At 61.5% G+C, this 18,027-nt stretch carries 17 protein-coding genes; 11 read left to right on the top strand and 6 right to left on the bottom strand.

All coding sequences use genetic code 11. The features are described 5' to 3' along the window. Positions 1–13: 13 nt before the first annotated feature. Entirely contained in the window at positions 14–655 is a 642-nt protein-coding gene (locus AB4O12_RS17965; RefSeq protein ID WP_016773010.1) for an oxidoreductase, read from the top strand. 130 nt (positions 656–785) lie between these two features. Here AB4O12_RS17965 and AB4O12_RS17970 read toward each other — a convergent pair whose 3' ends face one another. The 4 genes from AB4O12_RS17970 to AB4O12_RS17985 all read right to left on the bottom strand — a co-directional run bounded on the left by AB4O12_RS17970 (position 786) and on the right by AB4O12_RS17985 (position 5,235). After that, positions 786–1,070: a YceK/YidQ family lipoprotein gene (locus AB4O12_RS17970; RefSeq protein ID WP_252868348.1), complete on the bottom strand. Its 285-nt coding sequence runs from the start codon at positions 1,068–1,070 to the stop codon at positions 786–788. After that, on the bottom strand, positions 1,063–1,662 hold the full coding sequence (gene ubiX / locus AB4O12_RS17975) for a flavin prenyltransferase UbiX (RefSeq protein ID WP_460059306.1): 600 nt from the start codon (positions 1,660–1,662) through the stop codon (positions 1,063–1,065). The genes AB4O12_RS17970 and ubiX overlap by 8 nt, the downstream gene beginning before the upstream one ends. A 43-nt stretch (positions 1,663–1,705) precedes the next feature. After that, the gene (mpl, locus tag AB4O12_RS17980) at positions 1,706–3,055 is read right to left on the bottom strand and encodes a UDP-N-acetylmuramate:L-alanyl-gamma-D-glutamyl-meso-diaminopimelate ligase (RefSeq protein WP_252868349.1); all 1,350 of its coding nucleotides are present in this window, start codon (positions 3,053–3,055) and stop codon (positions 1,706–1,708) included. A 266-nt stretch (positions 3,056–3,321) separates the two neighbouring features. Continuing rightward, complete coding sequence (locus AB4O12_RS17985) at positions 3,322–5,235, bottom strand: sigma-54-dependent Fis family transcriptional regulator (protein ID WP_460059308.1); 1,914 nt, start codon at positions 5,233–5,235, stop codon at positions 3,322–3,324. Positions 5,236–5,537: 302 nt separating this feature from the next. On the opposite strand from AB4O12_RS17985, the gene exaC reads away from it, so the two are divergent. The 10 genes from exaC (at position 5,538) to AB4O12_RS18035 (ending at position 15,528) form a co-directional block, all read left to right on the top strand. After that, positions 5,538–7,058, top strand: a complete 1,521-nt coding sequence (gene exaC / locus AB4O12_RS17990) for an acetaldehyde dehydrogenase ExaC (RefSeq protein WP_024014465.1) — start codon at positions 5,538–5,540, stop codon at positions 7,056–7,058. Between the two features lie 172 nt (positions 7,059–7,230). Continuing rightward, on the top strand, positions 7,231–8,682 hold the full coding sequence (eat, locus tag AB4O12_RS17995; protein ID WP_024014466.1) for an ethanolamine permease: 1,452 nt from the start codon (positions 7,231–7,233) through the stop codon (positions 8,680–8,682). Between the two features lie 52 nt (positions 8,683–8,734). Next, complete coding sequence (locus AB4O12_RS18000; protein ID WP_460059311.1) at positions 8,735–10,129, top strand: ethanolamine ammonia-lyase subunit EutB; 1,395 nt, start codon at positions 8,735–8,737, stop codon at positions 10,127–10,129. A 5-nt stretch (positions 10,130–10,134) separates the two neighbouring features. Next, positions 10,135–10,959: an ethanolamine ammonia-lyase subunit EutC gene (gene eutC, locus AB4O12_RS18005; protein ID WP_095181914.1), complete on the top strand. Its 825-nt coding sequence runs from the start codon at positions 10,135–10,137 to the stop codon at positions 10,957–10,959. 115 nt (positions 10,960–11,074) lie between these two features. Further along, positions 11,075–11,536, top strand: coding sequence for a GNAT family N-acetyltransferase (locus tag AB4O12_RS18010; protein WP_016773002.1), 462 nt, complete (start codon positions 11,075–11,077; stop codon positions 11,534–11,536). A gap of 228 nt (positions 11,537–11,764) precedes the next feature. Continuing rightward, positions 11,765–12,415 (top strand): DedA family protein, encoded by a 651-nt coding sequence (locus AB4O12_RS18015; RefSeq protein WP_016773001.1) that lies wholly within the window; start codon positions 11,765–11,767, stop codon positions 12,413–12,415. Between the two features lie 4 nt (positions 12,416–12,419). Next, on the top strand, positions 12,420–13,232 hold the full coding sequence (locus AB4O12_RS18020) for a M90 family metallopeptidase (RefSeq protein WP_252886859.1): 813 nt from the start codon (positions 12,420–12,422) through the stop codon (positions 13,230–13,232). Between the two features lie 112 nt (positions 13,233–13,344). Continuing rightward, the gene (ppa, locus tag AB4O12_RS18025) at positions 13,345–13,872 is read left to right on the top strand and encodes an inorganic diphosphatase (RefSeq protein ID WP_003205933.1); all 528 of its coding nucleotides are present in this window, start codon (positions 13,345–13,347) and stop codon (positions 13,870–13,872) included. A 320-nt stretch (positions 13,873–14,192) separates the two neighbouring features. After that, positions 14,193–14,939 carry a S24 family peptidase gene (locus tag AB4O12_RS18030; protein WP_041477707.1) on the top strand — a complete coding sequence of 249 codons (747 nt, stop codon included), beginning with the start codon at positions 14,193–14,195 and terminating at the stop codon, positions 14,937–14,939. A gap of 418 nt (positions 14,940–15,357) precedes the next feature. Beyond that, entirely contained in the window at positions 15,358–15,528 is a 171-nt protein-coding gene (locus AB4O12_RS18035; protein WP_016772997.1) for a hypothetical protein, read from the top strand. A 63-nt stretch (positions 15,529–15,591) separates the two neighbouring features. Here the strand turns inward: AB4O12_RS18035 and AB4O12_RS18040 are convergent, their stop codons facing one another. Continuing rightward, on the bottom strand, positions 15,592–16,404 hold the full coding sequence (locus AB4O12_RS18040; protein WP_095181917.1) for a YfaP family protein: 813 nt from the start codon (positions 16,402–16,404) through the stop codon (positions 15,592–15,594). 3 nt (positions 16,405–16,407) lie between these two features. Beyond that, positions 16,408–18,027 (bottom strand): DUF2300 domain-containing protein, encoded by a 1,620-nt coding sequence (locus AB4O12_RS18045; protein WP_460059316.1) that lies wholly within the window; start codon positions 18,025–18,027, stop codon positions 16,408–16,410.

Raw genomic sequence — 18,027 nt, forward strand, 5'->3', positions numbered from 1 at the left:
AGGGAGAGACACTATGTACTTGACGCCTCAGCACGTATTGCTTGCCGGAGCCACCGGACTGACCGGTGAACATCTGCTCGACCGTTTGCTCAACGAGCCAACCATTACCCGTGTCCTCGCCCCTTCGCGCCGGCCGCTGGCCGAGCATCCGCATCTGGAAAACCCGGTCGGTGACCCGCAGGCGTTTCTGCCGCAGCTCAGTGGCCGGGTCGATATCGCCTACTGCTGCCTCGGCACCACTATCAAGCAGGCCGGCTCCGAAGAAGCCTTTCGCGCAGTCGATCTGGACATGGTCGTGGCGTTTGCCAAGCGCGCGCGGGAGATGGGCGCGCGGCACCTGATCGTGATCAGTGCGATTGGCGCCGATCCGAATTCCTCGGTGTTCTACAACCGGGTCAAAGGTGAAATGGAACAGGCCCTGCGCGCGCAGAACTGGCCGCAGCTGACCATTTGCCGACCTTCGCTGTTGCTTGGCGAACGCACCGAACCACGTCTGGTCGAGCAACTGGCCGGGCCATTGTCGAAGCTGATTCCGGGGAAATACCACGGCATCGAAGCGTGCCAGTTGGCGCGAGCGATGTGGCGCCTGGCGCTGGAAGAACAGGATGGCGTGCGAGTGATCGAATCGGATGAACTGAGGAAGCTCGGCAAATAATCCATCCACCCATGATGATCGTTCCCACGCTCTGCGTGGGAATGCAGCCATGGACGCTCTGCGTCCTAAAAAGCGTGACGCGGAGCGTCACAGGATGCGTTACCACGCAGAGCGTGGGAACGATCAGTCGCTACAATCCACCAGTCGCCTGAAAGCCCACGCCAATCACGGTGAGCAACGACAACGGCAACAACAGCGTATCGAGCAACGCGCTGGCCGGCAGGTCCACTCCCGGATAGCTCGGCGCCTCGGCACCGAACCGGTCCATCGCACAACACCCGCCGTTCAACGCATACAAATCCAGCCGCGTCCCGGCATACACCACCGGCGCGCCGGGTTTGGCCGCATCCAGTGTGCGCACGGTAGCGCATCCAGCCAAATGCAGTGCCAGCACAAGCACCAGCAGCTTATTCATCGCTGCTCAAGTGATGCTCGCCCCAACGCGGCAGCATGTCCTGCGGGATGCCGAGCAGATTGAGAATCCGCGCCACAACGAAGTCGATCAGATCATCGATGGTCTGCGGCTGGTGATAGAAGCCCGGCGAGGCCGGCAGTATCGTCACGCCCAGATTCGACAGCTTGAGCATGTGCTCCAGATGAATGCTCGAGTACGGCGCCTCGCGCGGCACCAGAATCAACTGGCGGCGCTCTTTCAGCGTAACGTCCGCCGCGCGTTCGATCAGGTTGTTGCAGGCGCCGGTGGCAATCGCCGACAGCGTGCCGGTCGAACAAGGCACCACCACCATGGCTGCCGGCGAGCCGGAGCCCGAAGCCACCGGCGACATCCAGTCTTCCTTGCCATACACCCGAATCTGCCCGGCAGCGGCGCCGGTGTATTCGGTCAGAAAGGCCTGCATCATCTGCGGCTTGTTCGGCAGGGACACGTCGGTCTCGGTGGCCATCACCAGTTGCGCGGCCTTGGAGATCAGGAAGTGCACTTCGCGATCTTCGCGTACCAGGCAATCGAGCAGGCGCAAGCCGTACTGCGCGCCCGATGCGCCGGTCATCGCCAGGGTGATGCGTTCCGGGCCGCCGGCCTGGGAAAAGTGTTCATTGCAGTGCCTCGGCGAGCTTGCCGTGCAGGCCGCCGAAGCCGCCGTTGCTCATGATCACCACGTGGGTGCCGGGCTGCGCCTGGCTCTTCACGCGCTCGATGATGCCTTCCAGCGAATCGCTGACGATGGACGGCACGGTGCATAACGCTGCGGTGGCGCCGAGGTCCCAACCGAGGTTGGCCGGGGCATACCAGATCACCTGATCGGCATCGACCACGCTGTCCGGCAGACCGTCACGGTGGGCGCCGAGCTTCATCGAATTGGAGCGCGGCTCGATGATCGCAATCAGTGACGCGTCGCCGATGCGTTTGCGCAGGCCATCAAGCGTGGTGGCGATAGCGGTCGGGTGGTGAGCGAAGTCGTCGTAAATGGTGATGCCGCGCACCTCGGCGACTTTCTCCATACGCCGTTTGACGTTCTTGAACGCGCTCAACCCGGCGATGCCCATCGATGGCACCACGCCAACGTGACGCGCCGCAGCCAGCGCGGCCAAGGCATTGGCGACGTTGTGTTGACCGGTCAATTCCCACTCGACGGTGCCCTGGGACACGCCTTCGAACATCACTTCGAACGCCGAGCCGTCCTCGCTCAGTAGTTTTACCTGCCACTGACCGCCGGCGCCGGTGGTTTGCACCGGGGTCCAGCAACCCATCTCGATCACGCGCTGCAAGGCCGGCTCGGTGGTCGGATAGATAACCAGCCCTTCGCTCGGAATGGTGCGCACCAAGTGGTGGAACTGACGCTCGATTGCTGGCAGATCGGGGAAGATGTCGGCGTGATCGAACTCAAGGTTGTTGAGGATCGCAGTGCGCGGACGGTAGTGGACGAATTTCGAGCGCTTGTCGAAGAAGGCGCTGTCGTATTCATCAGCCTCGATCACAAAGAACGGCGTACCGCCCAGGCGCGCCGACACCGAGAAATTCTGCGGCACGCCGCCGATGAGGAAACCCGGGCTCATGCCGGCATGTTCCAGCACCCAGGCGAGCATGCTGCTGGTGGTGGTCTTGCCATGCGTACCGGCCACGGCCAATACCCAGCGACCTTGCAGCACGTGGTCAGCCAGCCACTGCGGGCCGGAGACGTACGGCAGGCCTTTGTTCAGCACATATTCCACCGCCGGGTTGCCACGGGACATGGCATTACCGATCACCACCAGATCCGGCGCCGGATCGAGCTGCGCCGGGTCATAACCCTGCGTCAGCTGAATGCCCTGGGCCTCGAGCTGCGTGCTCATCGGCGGATAGACGTTGGCGTCGGAGCCGGTGACGTGATGACCCAGCTCTTTGGCCAACACTGCCATCGAGCCCATGAAAGTCCCGCAGATACCCAGAATATGAATGTGCATAGTCGACCTCGTAAAACATGGCCGCAGGTTAGCGTAGGGAGGGGGAAATGGCACTCTTTAGCTGAAGGATGGAGACGGGTTGGCGGCTACATCTGCGCACGGCTTCAGACCGCAGCCCCTCACCCCAGCCCTCTCCCGAGGGAGAGGGAGCCGATCTCGGTCGCTTTCAAATTTTTAGTTCGGCTCGATATTTCAGGTCGGCGTAAATCGCCAAAACACCTCGGTCAGTCCCCTCTCCCTCTGGGAGAGGGTTAGGGTGAGGGCTTTCAGCTGACACGCCGCTCAATTCCGTGTTTACGCAGTTTTCTATAAAGGGTGTTGCGGCTTACGCCCAGTTGCTGCGCTGTATGGGTCATATGCCAGCGCGTCTGCTCAAGCGCATTGAGCAATGCGACACGCTCGGCGTCATCCAGTGGCTGCGCGGCAATCTGCGCAGGCGCAGCCGCCGGTCGCGCCTGCCGAATGATCACCGGTAAATCCTCAACGCCGACCCGCCCGCCATCACACAACGCCGCCAGGGTGCGCAGGACATTGCGCAACTGCCGCACATTGCCCGGCCAGTTGAATGCCAACAACGCCTGCCGCGCCGGTTCGTCGATCAGAATCGTTTCGCCCCCTGCCTCCTCGGCCAGGAGAAAATCCAGCAACTGCGATTTATCACTGCGCTCACGCAATGCCGGCAACGCCACTTCCAGCCCGTTCAAGCGGTAATACAGGTCTTCACGGAAACTGCCGTCCTCGACTCGTTCGAGCAAGTTGCGGTGCGTCGCACTGATGATGCGCACGTCTACCGCTTGCGGCTCGCCGCCAATCGGCACCACTTGCCGATCTTCCAGCACCCGCAGCAAACGCGTCTGCAACGCCAGTGGCATGTCGCCGATTTCGTCGAGGAACAAAGTGCCGCCATCGGCCTGTTGCAGCTTGCCGCGCATGCCGTCCTTGCGTGCGCCGGTGAAGCTGCCGCCGCGATAGCCGAACAGTTCGCTCTCGATCAGGCTTTCCGGAATGGCCGCGCAATTGAGTGCGACAAAAGCGTTGCCGCAGCGCTGGCTGGCCTGATGCACTGCCTTGGCAAACGCCTCCTTGCCCGAGCCGGTTTCGCCGTTGATCAACAGCGGCACGTCGCGCTCGAACACGCGCAGGGCTTTGCGAAACTCCGCCTGCAACGCTTCGTCGCCGAGGCAAATGCCGGACAGGCGGGGCGCTGGAGCAGTGATTGGCGTTGGAACAATGGCAGTAGGTTTGCGCGATTCACCGCGCAACACGGCAAACAGATGCCGGCCATCACGGGTGCGCAGCGGCCAACTGGCGCTGGCGTTGGCACTCGCGCGACCGAGCAGGTCATCCAGCGAACAGTCGAAAAACGCTTCCACCGGTTGCCCGAGCAAACCACCGCGAATATGCCCGAGCAGGTTCAGCGCACTCTGGTTGACCGCACTGATCCGCCCTTCGCCGTCAAACGCCAGCAGCCCTTCGCTGAACAGGCCGACGGACTCGGCCTGCAGATGAAAACGCAGCAACCATTGATTATCGAAACAGCGCAGGAAATAGCAGCTCTCGATCATCTTCGCCGACAGATTGACCAGCGCCATGGTGTGGAACTGGCTTTGGCGTGAAACGTCCGGCCGGGCCGAGGACACATCAAGTACCGCCAGCAATTCACCATGGGGATCGAACACCGGGCTCGCCGAGCAGGTCAGCCCGGTGTGGCGGCCGCGAAAATGCTCGTCCTGGTGAATGGTCAGCGCCTGACGCTCGACCAGGCAGGTACCGATGCCGTTGGTGCCTTCGCAGGCTTCGCTCCAGTCAGCGCCGAGCCAGAGACCGGCGCGCTCGAAAATCTTCCGTTCGGCCGGCGCGGTCACGCAATTGAGGATCACACCGCGCGCGTCAGTCAGCAGCACCGCATGGCCGGCGCCGGACAGTTGCTGATGCAGGCTGCTCATCTCGGTGCCGGCGATTTGCAGCACTTGCTGCAGACGTTCGCGACTTTCCAGCACCCGGCCATGCTCGAGCACGGTCGGCGCCATGGTCACAGAAGGATCGAGGTGATAGTCCTCAAGGCAACGCAGCCACGAACGGGCGATCGATGGATCGGCGCCGGGGCCGTGCACGTGCGGTTTGCCCTGGGTGACGGTGAGAACCTGGCGGGCATGGCGACTCAGATGGTTGTCGTGCATTTCTTATTGTTCTCCCCGGGGCGCGACGGCCCAAAGCATGAGGTGACGCCCAGCATCCTCCAGCCACCGACGCATTGCAATGCTGGCAAGACCGTCCGGTCACGGGCTGTGTCGCAACCGGTACAAATTGTCACGCGCGCTGTACCGAAACCGTCACAGCGGCTCTCCATTCGTCCGAGACAAACAGGCCAAGCCCTTGATTTGCCTGCCCTGCACGGCAGTGGCCCGAGCCTTGCTCTACGCTTATAGCAAGCGCACTTGCGCGTTTCTCTAATAAGTACAAAGCCAAGGAGAACATCATCATGCGTTACGCCCATCCCGGTACCGACGGCGCCAAAGTCTCGTTCAAGAGCAAGTACGGTAACTACATCGGCGGCGAATTCGTCGCGCCGGTCAAAGGTCAGTACTTCACCAATACCTCGCCAGTCAATGGCCAGCCAATCGCCGAATTCCCCCGCTCCACCGCCGAAGACATCGACAAGGCGCTGGATGCTGCCCACGCCGCCGCCGATGCATGGGGCGCCACTTCCGTGCAGGCACGCTCGCTGATCCTGCTGAAAATCGCCGACCGCATCGAAGAGAATCTCGAACTGCTGGCGATCACCGAAACTTGGGACAACGGTAAAGCCATCCGCGAAACCCTCAACGCCGACATCCCCCTGGCCGCTGACCATTTCCGTTATTTCGCCGGTTGCCTGCGCGCCCAGGAAGGCAGCGCTGCGGAAATCGACGGCAACACTGTGGCCTATCACATCCATGAACCGCTGGGCGTGGTCGGCCAGATCATCCCGTGGAACTTCCCGCTGCTGATGGCCGCGTGGAAGCTCGCGCCAGCGCTGGCCGCCGGTAACTGCGTGGTGCTCAAGCCCGCCGAGCAAACCCCGCTGGGCATCTGCGTGCTGATGGAACTGATCGGCGACCTGCTGCCGCCGGGCGTGCTCAACGTCGTGCAAGGCTTCGGTAAAGAGGCAGGCGAAGCGCTGGCGACCAGCAAGCGCATCGCCAAAATTGCTTTCACCGGCTCGACCCCGGTCGGCTCGCACATCATGAAATGCGCAGCGGAAAACATCATTCCGTCGACCGTGGAACTGGGCGGCAAGTCGCCGAACATATTCTTCGAAGACATCATGCAGGCCGAGCCGAGCTTCATCGAAAAAGCCGCCGAAGGCCTGGTGCTGGCGTTCTTCAACCAGGGCGAAGTGTGCACCTGCCCTTCCCGCGCGCTGGTGCAGGAATCGATCTACGACGAATTCATGCAGGCAGTGATGAAGAAAGTCAGCCAGATCAAACGTGGCGACCCGCTGGACACCGACACCATGGTCGGCGCCCAGGCATCGGAGCAGCAATTCGACAAGATCCTCTCGTACCTGGAAATCGCCAAGGGCGAAGGTGCGGAGCTGCTGACCGGCGGCAAGGTGGAAAAACTCGAGGGCAGCCTGGCCACCGGTTATTACATCCAGCCAACCCTGCTCAAGGGCACCAACAAGATGCGCGTGTTCCAGGAAGAAATCTTCGGCCCGGTGGTGAGCATCACCACCTTCAAGGACGAAGCCGAAGCCCTGGCGATTGCCAACGACACCGAGTTCGGCCTCGGCGCCGGCCTGTGGACCCGCGACATCAACCGCGCCTACCGGATGGGCCGGGCGATCAAGGCCGGTCGCGTGTGGACCAACTGCTACCACCTGTACCCGGCGCATGCCGCGTTCGGCGGTTACAAGAAGTCCGGCGTCGGGCGTGAAACCCACAAAATGATGCTCGACCATTATCAGCAGACCAAGAACCTGCTGGTGAGCTACGACATCAATCCGTTGGGATTCTTCTGATCCTGCGATGCTGATCGTTCCCACGCTCTGCGTGGGAATCCAGCCCGGGACGCTCCGCGTTCCTTCAAAGCCGAACGCGGAGCGTCCGTTGATACATTCCTATGCTGCGCGTGGGAACGATCAGGTTCCTGGCTGTAGCCGGGCCAATAAAACAATAAAAATGGTGAACCCTATGCCAAGCGAATCCCCGGCCGGCGCTCCGGCGACCGGCTCCTCCGTCGACTTCGAAAAAGTCGGCACCGATTATTTCCAACAACGCGAACTGAAAAAAGGCGCCGCCGGCTGGGTCCTGCTGGTGGGCCTCGGCGTCGCTTATGTGATTTCCGGCGACTACGCCGGCTGGAATTTCGGCCTCGCCCAGGGTGGCTGGGGCGGGATGTTTCTCGCCACGCTGCTGATGGCGACCATGTACCTGTGCATGTGTTTTTCCCTGGCCGAATTGTCGTCGATGATTCCCACCGCTGGCGGCGGCTACGGTTTCGCCCGCAGTGCGTTCGGGCCGTGGGGCGGGTTTCTCACCGGCACCGCGATCCTCATCGAATACGCCATCGCCCCCGCCGCCATCGCGGTGTTCATCGGTGCCTACTGCGAGTCGCTGTTCGGTATTGGCGGCTGGATGATCTATCTGGCGTTCTACATCATCTTCATCGCCATCCACATTTTCGGGGTCGGCGAAGCGCTCAAGCTGATGTTCATCATTACCGCCGTCGCCGCGCTGGCGCTGGGGGTGTTTCTAGTGGCGATGGTGCCGCACTTCGACGTTGCCAACCTGCTCGACATCCCGGTGACCACTGCGGTCGGTGCCAGCCCGTTTCTGCCGTTCGGCTACGTCGGCGTGTGGGCGGCGATTCCCTATGCGATCTGGTTTTTCCTCGCCGTCGAAGGCGTGCCGCTGGCCGCTGAAGAAACCAAAAACCCCAAGCGCGACCTGCCGCGTGGCCTGATCGGGGCAATGCTGGTGCTGCTGATGTTTGCCCTGCTGATTCTGATCGTCGGCCCCGGCGGCGCCGGTGCGAATTCGCTGCTGACCTCCGGTAATCCACTGGTCGAAGCGCTGAGCAAGGCCTACGGTGGCTCGACCTGGATGGGCAGCTTCGTCAATCTCGTCGGTCTGGCCGGGCTGATCGCCAGTTTCTTCTCGATCATCTACGCCTACTCGCGGCAGATCTTCGCGCTGTCGCGGGCCGGTTACCTGCCGCGCAAACTGTCGCAGACCAACAAGAGCAAGGCACCGGTGCTGGCTCTGGTGATTCCCGGCATCATCGGCTTTGGTCTGTCGCTGACCGGCCAGGGCGATTTGCTGATTCTGGTCGCGGTGTTCGGCGCGACCATTTCCTATGTGCTGATGATGGCCGCGCACATCACCCTGCGTATCCGGCGCCCCAAAATGGACCGGCCGTATCGCACGCCGGGCGGCATTTTCACCTCGGGTGTGGCGCTGGTATTGGCGTGCATCGCCGTGGTGGCGGGTTTCCTCGTCGATCCACGGGTGGTGATCGGCGCCGCGATCATCTATGGAGTGTTAATTGCTTACTTTGCTTTCTACAGTCGGCATCACTTGGTAGCGGGCACGCCGGAAGAAGAATTCGCGGCGATTCAAAAAGCTGAACAAGCCTTGCACTGATTGTCGAAAACCACGGCGCAGAGCTGTTCTGCGCCGTCACGGAGAACGCTGAATGGCCAGTTTTGCTCACACGGTCGGCGCGCAGACTTACCGCTTCGACAGCCTCAAAGACGTCATGGCCAAGGCCAGCCCCGCCCGCTCGGGGGATTTTCTCGCCGAGATCGCCGCGCTCAACGACGGCGAACGGGTGGCTGCGCAAATGGCCCTGGCGGACATCCCGCTCACGCACTTCCTGCAGGAAGCGCTGATTCCCTACGAAGCCGACGAAGTCACCCGGCTGATCATCGACACCCACGACAAACAAGCCTTCGCCGTGGTCAGTCACCTCACCGTTGGCGGCTTTCGCGACTGGCTGCTCAGTGACGCGGCGGACGAAATCAGCCTGCGCGCCCTCGCCCCCGGCCTGACCCCGGAAATGGTCGCCGCCGTGTCGAAGATCATGCGTGTACAGGATCTGGTGCTGGTCGCGCAGAAAATCCGCGTGGTCACCCAATTTCGCGGCACCCTCGGTTTGCGCGGGCGCCTGTCGACCCGCCTGCAACCCAACCACCCGACCGACGAGCCGTCCGGCATTGCCGCGAGCATTCTCGACGGCCTGCTCTACGGCAACGGTGACGCAATGATCGGGGTCAACCCGGCCACCGACAGCATCGCTTCGATCTGCGCGATGCTGGAGATGCTCGACGCAATCATCCAGCGCTACGACATCCCGACTCAAGCCTGCGTGCTGACCCACGTCACCACCTCGATCGAGGCGATCAACCGTGGCGTGCCGCTGGATCTGGTGTTCCAGTCGATTGCCGGCACTGAGGCGGCCAATGCCAGTTTCGGTATCAATCTGAATGTCTTGCAGGAAGGCTACGACGCCGGGCTCAGTCTCAAGCGCGGCAAACTCGGGCAGAACCTGATGTATTTCGAAACCGGTCAGGGCAGCGCGCTGTCGGCCAACGCCCACCACGGCGTCGATCAACAGACTTGCGAGACACGGGCCTACGCCGTGGCGCGACATTTCAAGCCGTTCCTAGTGAACACCGTCGTAGGATTTATCGGCCCGGAGTACCTCTACAACGGCAAGCAGATCATCCGCGCCGGCCTTGAAGATCACTTCTGCGGCAAGCTGCTCGGCGTGCCGATGGGCTGCGACATCTGCTACACCAACCACGCCGAAGCCGACCAGGACGACATGGATACCCTGCTGACGTTGCTCGGCGTCGCCGGGATCAACTTCATCATGGGCATCCCCGGCTCCGACGACATCATGCTCAATTACCAGACCACTTCGTTTCACGACGCCTTGTACGCCCGCCAGACCCTGGGCCTGAAACCGGCGCCGGAGTTCGAACAATGGCTGGCCAACATGGGCATCTTCACCCAGGCGGACGGCAAGGTTCGCTTCGGCAACAACCTGCCGCCGGCCTTCCGCCAGGCCTTGGCGCACTTGGGATGAGTCTTATGGAAAAACCACCGGTCGATCCGCAAAACCCCTGGCTGGAACTGCGCCGCCTGACCCCGGCACGCATTGCCCTGGGCCGCACCGGCACCAGTCTGCCGACGCGGGCGCAGCTGGATTTTCAGTTTGCCCACGCTCAGGCCCGCGATGCTGTGCACCTGGCCTTCGATCACAGCGAAATCCGCGCACAACTGAGCGAGCGCGGGCGGGAAACCTTGGCGCTGCAAAGCGCCGCGCCGGATCGACACACCTATCTGCAACGCCCGGATCTGGGGCGCAAGCTCAGCGATGAATCGGCGCAGACCTTGCGCGACTACGCCAGCGAACACCCGGGCGGCGTCGATCTGGTGATGGTCGTCGCTGATGGCCTGTCGGCGCTGGCGGTGCACCGCCACACGCTGCCGTTCCTGACGCGCCTGGAAGAACAGATGAGCGGCGACGGCTGGTCCGTGGCACCGGTGGTGCTGGTCGAGCAGGGCCGCGTCGCCATCGGTGACGAAATCGGCCAGCTGCTCGGGGCGAAAATGGTTGTGATGCTGATCGGCGAGCGTCCGGGCCTGAGTTCGCCGGACAGCCTCGGGCTGTATTTCACCTACGCGCCGAAGGTCGGCCTCACCGACGCGTATCGCAACTGCATTTCCAATGTTCGGCTTGAAGGTTTGAGCTACGGCATGGCGGCGCATCGCTTGCTGTATCTGATGCGCGAGGCCTGTCGGCGCCAGCTGTCGGGGGTCAACCTGAAGGATGAAGCTCAGCTGCACACATTGGAGGCGGACGACGCTGTCGACATGAAAGGCAACTTCCTGCTCGATCCACCGCCAGCCTGAACCGTTTCCGCATTGCCTTTCTGCGCTGCTTTCAGGCAGGATCGACGCACGGCCGCCCGGGTTTCCCATCGCCGTCGGAGCAGTTGAAGACAGCCACTTGAAGACGAGACCTATCATGCGGATTATTCAAGCGACCCTCGAACATCTGGATTTGCTGACTCCTTTGTTCGTCAAATATCGCGAGTTCTACGGCTCCCTGCCTTACCCGGATTCCTCCCGCGCGTTCCTCGAAAAGCGCCTGCGCCGCAAAGAGTCGGTGATCTATCTGGCCCTGGCCGACGATGACGACAAGAAACTCATGGGTTTCTGCCAGCTCTATCCGAGCTTTTCGTCGCTGTCGCTCAAACGCGTGTGGATTCTCAACGATATCTACGTTGCTGAAGACGCGCGCCGGCAACTGGTCGCCGACAATCTGATCCGTACCGCGAAGAAAATGGCCAAGGAAACCCAGGCCGTGCGCATGCGCGTCTCGACCAGCGCAAACAACGAAGTGGCGCAGAAAACCTACGAATCGATCGGCTTCAAGGAAGACACCGAGTTCAAGAACTACGTACTGCCGATCAGCGACGAGCTCTGACTCCAACGGCTTCGGTGATGAGGGAGTACGCTCCCTCGCCACGGCCACCTTTTCCCTGACAATTGCTCACTTCGCGACACTCCCCGCTACAAAACCGACGCGCTTTTCATCGCTCAGACCGTATAATCCCGATCTTTCCGGCTTGTAAGAAAAACTACACCCCGCTGTAGGCTTACACGAAGTCATCCGCACAGGCCTGCCGAGTCGGGCCGTCATACAGGTGCCCCCATGGATTTCAACCCGCTCGACCTTATCCTGCATCTCGATGTGTATCTCGATTTGCTGGTGAACAACTATGGGCCATGGATCTACGCCATCCTGTTTCTGGTGATCTTCTGTGAAACCGGTCTGGTGGTGATGCCGTTCCTGCCGGGCGACTCGCTGCTGTTCATCGCTGGCGCAGTGGCGGCCGGCGGCGGCATGGATCCGGTGCTGCTCGGTGGCCTGCTGATGCTGGCGGCGATCATGGGCGACAGTACCAACTACGTGATCGGACGTACGGCCGGGGAGAAGCTGTTCAGCAACCCGAACTCGAAAATCTTCCGTCGCGATTACCTGCAAAAAACCCACGACTTCTACGACAAGCACGGCGGCAAGACCGTGACCATGGCGCGTTTCCTGCCGATCATCCGCACCTTCGCGCCGTTCGTCGCGGGCGTGGCGCGGATGCCGTACCCGCGTTTCTTCGGCTTCAGCGTGCTCGGCACCATCCTCTGGGTCGGCGGTCTGGTCACTCTGGGTTACTTCTTCGGCAACGTGCCGTTCATCAAGAAAAACCTCTCGCTGCTGGTGGTGGCAATCATTCTGCTGTCGCTGGTGCCGATGATCATCGGCGTGGTGCGCAGCCGGTTCGGCGGCACCAAAGTGCAATCGCACTGATCCGATGTGGTCACTGAGCGCCTGGCGACGCCGGCGCCTCCTGGCCAGGCACCCGATTGCCGACGACCTGTGGCAACGGGTGCGCCATCAACTCTCCTTCCTCGATGGCATCAGCGCTGCTGAAGACCAGTGGTTGCGCGAAGCCTGCGTGCTGTTTCTCGACGACAAACACCTGACCGCCCTGCCCGGTGTCGAACTGCATCAGGAGCAACGCCTGCTGCTCGCCGCGCAAGCACAGTTGCCGCTGATGCATCTCGGTGATCTCAACTGGTACCAGGGTTTCCACGAGATCGTGCTGTACCCGGACGACTTCCTCAGCCCGCAACGCCATCGCGATGCCAGCGGCGTCGAGCATGAGTGGGACGGTGAACACAGCGGTGAAGCCTGGCAGCAGGGGCCGGTGATTCTCGCCTGGCCCGGCGTACAGGCCAGCGGTGGCTGGGAAGGCTACAACCTGGTGATCCACGAGCTGGCGCACAAGCTCGATATGCTCAACGGCGACGCCAACGGCCTGCCGCCACTGCACACCGACATGCGCGTCAGCGACTGGGCCAAAGTGATGCAGGCCGCTTACGACGACCTCAACCGCCAACTCGACCACGATCCCGACACCGAAACCGCCATCGATCCCTATGCCGCCGAGAACCCGGCGGAGTTCTTCGCCGTCACCAGCGAATACTTCTTCAGCGCCCCGGATCTGCTGCACGAGGCTTATCCACAGGTCTACTTGCAACTGCAGCTTTTCTACCGGCAGGATCCGTTGGGCAGACTGCGGCAACTTCAGGCCACAGACCCGGTCTATCAGGCGCACGACTAAGCTCTGCACGACTTCTGGTACGTGGCGTCGGCGTAGGAATGTGCCTATAATCGCCGCCACTTTTTGGTCAATCCGGCCAAGTGTTTTTGGTCAACTACGGGGGCAACGCCCAATGAGCTACAGCAAGATTCCGGCTGGCAAAGACCTGCCGAACGACATCTACGTCGCGATCGAGATCCCGGCCAACCACGCGCCGATCAAATACGAAATCGACAAAGACAGCGATTGCCTGTTCGTTGACCGTTTCATGGCCACCCCAATGTTCTACCCGGCCAACTACGGTTACATTCCGAACACCCTGGCTGACGACGGTGATCCCCTCGACGTGCTGGTCGTAACCCCTTACCCGGTTGCTCCAGGCTCGGTAATCCGCGCCCGTCCGGTCGGCATCCTGAACATGACCGACGACGGCGGCGGCGATGCCAAAGTCATCGCCGTGCCACACGACAAGCTGTCGCAGCTGTACGTCGATGTGAAGGAATACACCGACCTGCCACCCCTGCTGATCCAGCAGATCGAGCACTTCTTCGCGAACTACAAGGATCTCGAGAAGGGCAAGTGGGTCAAGATCGAAGGCTGGGCCGGTGCAGACGCCGCCCGCGAAGCGATCACCAAGTCGGTTGCCGCCTACAAGGGCTAAGCAATTGCGCCTTGCGTGACGCTTGAAAAAACCCCGGATTTCCGGGGTTTTTTGTTATTGGCGTCTGCATAATCGACTCGGTTGTTCAGGTCTATGTAACTCGAAATACACCTTGGTCGGCCCCCTCTCCCCTCCGGGAGAGGGTTGGGGTGAGGGGCTCTTGAAAAAGCCCGACTAAACAAACCGTTTAAATTCCTACATGCAGTTTTAATCTGTTTAATTTCCCACAAGTACGTCTTACATCCCGTCGCAAAATACAGGCTTTTTTTGAACGCCCGGTTTATTCAAACCGCTCTAGTCCGGCCGTAGACTCCGTGTTTATGAGAAAGAACACTAGCGGTCCACGATTCAAGGCACTCCTGGAAGCAGCGAACATCAGCACCACGGATTTCGCAAGGTTCTGGGGCACGGAAGCCCAAAACGTTCATAACTGGTACACCCGGGGCGTCCCGGCGTATCGCATGGAAGAAGTCTCACGCCTGTTGTCGGTCAATAGTGAATGGCTGAAAACCGGGGAAGGCGTCAAGGAGGTCGCGCGCCTGCACCCACCCGCCAGCAATGGCGACACGTTCGATGCCCAGGCCATCTGCGGCGTCTACACCGTCATCAACCCCAGCGACATCGACCTGGCATTTTTCAAGGAAACCCCGATCGCCAACGGCGACGGTAAAACCCACGTCATCCTCGACCCCGACCAATCCCTGCGCCTGCCCCGCGCCCACCTCGATCAACTCGACATCCAGCACGCCAACGCCATCTGCGCGCACATGATCGGCAACAGCATGGCCGATCGCATCGAAGACGGCTCCATCGTCGCCATCGACCGCGGCCTGACCCAGGTCGTCGACGGCGAAATCTACGCCGTAGAGCACGACGGCATGCTGCGCATCAAATACCTGCACCGCATGCCCGGCAACGGCCTGCGCATGCGCAGCCACAACAGCGCCGAATACCCCGACGAGGTCTTCCGGCCAGCGCAGATCGAAGAGCAGCGGATTCATATTCTTGGCTGGGTGTTCTGGTGGTCGACACTGGGCAAGCGCCGGCCGGTGGTGCCGTTTCTGTGATTGTTTGCCAGAACCTGTGGGAGCGGGCTTGCCCGCGAAAAGGCCCTGACAACCGGTACAAATCCGGAGTTTGTAGCGCTTCAGTCGCTCTAAACCGCACTTGAGACTGGGAATCCAAAGCAAAACTCAGTATCCTGCGCCCCACATTCGCGCATCGACCCGCCCAGCGGCTCGAATGACGCCCGACGCGGCAGACCAACGTCTGACCAAGTCCCACAGCCGGACGCAGATCCGGATGTACGTTTTGAAGGCTGGCGCGGTTTACCAAAAATAAACCAAGCCAGTCCCCGAGAAGCCGGCCACAAGCCGGCTTTTTAATGCCTGCAACAAACCATATCCATTGCTGAAATTGCATTCCAGCTTGTATAGCGCCCAATGCACTGGTTACCGTCCCGCCAAATATCGCAGGAAACACCAAATGCCCAAAACCTCATTCCCCATTGAGGACGCGCTGAAGCGCGCCGCCGAACGAGGCGAGCCGCCTGCCGAAGATAAGTTGGCCAGTGAAGAAGATGACGAACTTGCCGCCATCGTTCACGAGCGCCTCGCCGCTCCTCAGCGAATGCAGGTCAGTCTGGCTGATCTGTAAGCTGTTCGAGCGCCCAGCTACAGTTGCTGAATTTGTCCAACAACCCGTTGGACAAATTCCCCCTCACGGATAACTGAACGACTTCACCAGCGTCAATTCCCCCGCCGTCCGCATCGGCACTACAAACGTCTCCATCTTCTCGCTCGGCGTGCCTTCTTCAGTAATCACCGTCACCTGCGCCGTGGTCAGCGCCTGAACCGCTTCATCCCCACCTTCGTCATCTCCGCGATATCCACCGCCGTAATAATTCACATACACCAGATACTGCCCCTTGATCGGCGCGGCCATGGCGGCGATTTCCGGGCCGTAGCCGGTGGTGACGTCGACGTCGAGGGCGGCGCCGTTGGCGGCGCTGCGGTTGCCGTACCAGATGTGGGCGCCGTCGGGGGTGATCAGGTGCAGGTCGAGGTCGGTGCCGTCGCTGTCCCAGGCCAGCAGGACGCGCAGTTTGGCCGGGGTGGAGCCGCCGCGGGCGTTGAGGAATTGCGTGCGGTGGCGTTGCTGGCCGTCGGCGCTGCGCACTTCGACGCTGTTGCTGCCGTTGGGGAAGGAGAACGGGCGATCGAAGCCGCCGGCGGGGTCGATTTTCAGTGGCATGCTGACGCCGTTGACGATCAGGCGCCCGGGTTCGTTGTTCTTCGGCACGGCTTTGATCTGGCCGCTGATTCTGGCGGTATTGGCCTGGCCAAGCGGTGTGTTGACCGACGAGGCCGGGTAGTTGACAGTCTGGCGAAAGCTCTCGCCCTCGCCTTGCGGTGCGCCGCTGCGCCAGCCGCCCACCGGGGTGTCGAGTTTGACGCCATCGGCGGCGAACGCTTGCGGCAGCACGTTGAGGGCACAGAGCAGCAGCAAGACCTGTGGATAACGGAGTGTCATGGTCTATTCCAGCAAAAGGTGACGGGCGAGCCCTTCGATGTAGGTTTCATCCTGGCCGTTGGGGTGTGCTTCGAAGGCCAGGTGCAGATATTCGTGGGTCAGATCGAGGCGATCCTGCAGGCTCAGCACGCCGCGCACGTATATGCGCTGGCGTTCGCGGTCGACGAAGGGCCGGCCGAAGGCAAGTTTGCATACGGCGAAAGTACTGACTTCGTTGTAGCCGGTTTCGCTTTCGAGCCTCGGACGCCAGCCGCGTCGCTGCTTTTGCAGCCAGTCTTGCGCGGCGGGTAATGCTTCGCAGGAGGCGACCGGGTTGTCCCAGCGGCTGAGGCTGGCGCGTGGATAGGCGTGCAGCAGAATCGCGTCGTAGCGCTGGCGGGCGTTCGCTTGCTCGACGGCTTGCTGCCAAGCGAGTTTGTCCGGGCCGGGCTGGTCGGAGTGATAGGTGACGGTGCTGCCGGCCAGTACCAGATCCGCCGTCCACGCCGCGATGTTGCGTGACTCGGCAGAGGCTGGACGCGGGGCGACGCGCTGGCGATTGCTGCTGTCGTCGATGCTCAGGCAGTCGCCGTTGCGCGTGGCGTTTTGCAGCAGATAAGTGCGGATCGCTACGGCCAGCGCCTTGGCGGCTTCGGCAGGTTCAGGTTTGGCTTCGCGCTCAAGGACACGGGCGACATATTCTTCGCGATCAAGCCTTGCAACGAGTTTGTCGTTGAGCAGAAACAATTCGCCATCGCTGTGGATGTCCAGCGTGTTGCCGTTGGCGAATTCGACGCGGTAGTCGCCGCGCAATGGCCCGGACGTGGCAACACGATCTCCGGCCAGAACTTTCGACACCGGGTATTTCGAGAACAGCCCGACTTCCACACAACGCCCCGCGTCCGCTAGCCAAGCCGTCGGTAATACGCTGGCCAGCGCCTGACCGTAATGCCGCAGAACCATTTGACTGGTACCGGGTCCACCCGCCCAGATCGGTGCGCCGTCGGCGGTCCAACCGGCGAATCCACCTTGCCGCGATAGTGCATCCTGGTCGCCGAGCCAGCTCCAGGTTTTCACCCGCAGGCGCCCGCCCAACTCGCCGACGACATTGCCGTCCGCCGCGTTCAGCACGACATCGAGCAGCACGCGGCGCGTCTGATCCTGCGCTGGCAGCAATGCCAGAACGCTCGATAACTCGGCAACCGAAACCCTTGTTGCCGGTTGCACGGCTGGCAAATCCAGCAACCACGACGGTGCCTGCCGCGACTGCCAATACGCTCGCCAATCCTTCGCTGCAATGCCCAACCGCGCGGGGTCGAAATACAGACCGCAGGATTTCACCAGTGCCTGATCCCGCTCGATCTTGCCGCCCGCCGAGCAGCAATAAACTTCTTCTTTGGACTGCCCGCGACATTCATAAGCCGGCTCCCGCGCACCGGTATCCACCAGCCAGGCGTAGACGAACAACTTCCACAGACTGCCCAGCGGCGCATCCAGCGACGCTGGCAACGGTTCGCGCTTGATCAGTTGCGTCTGACTCAACGACAACAACTCGCCCTGATAGGCCACGCGCAACGGCTCATCCTGCGCTGTCGCCAGCGCAGGCATCACACCCATCAGCAGCCACAACAGCGGCCGGCGCAT

Source organism: Pseudomonas sp. S2_A05 (assembly GCF_054668485.1).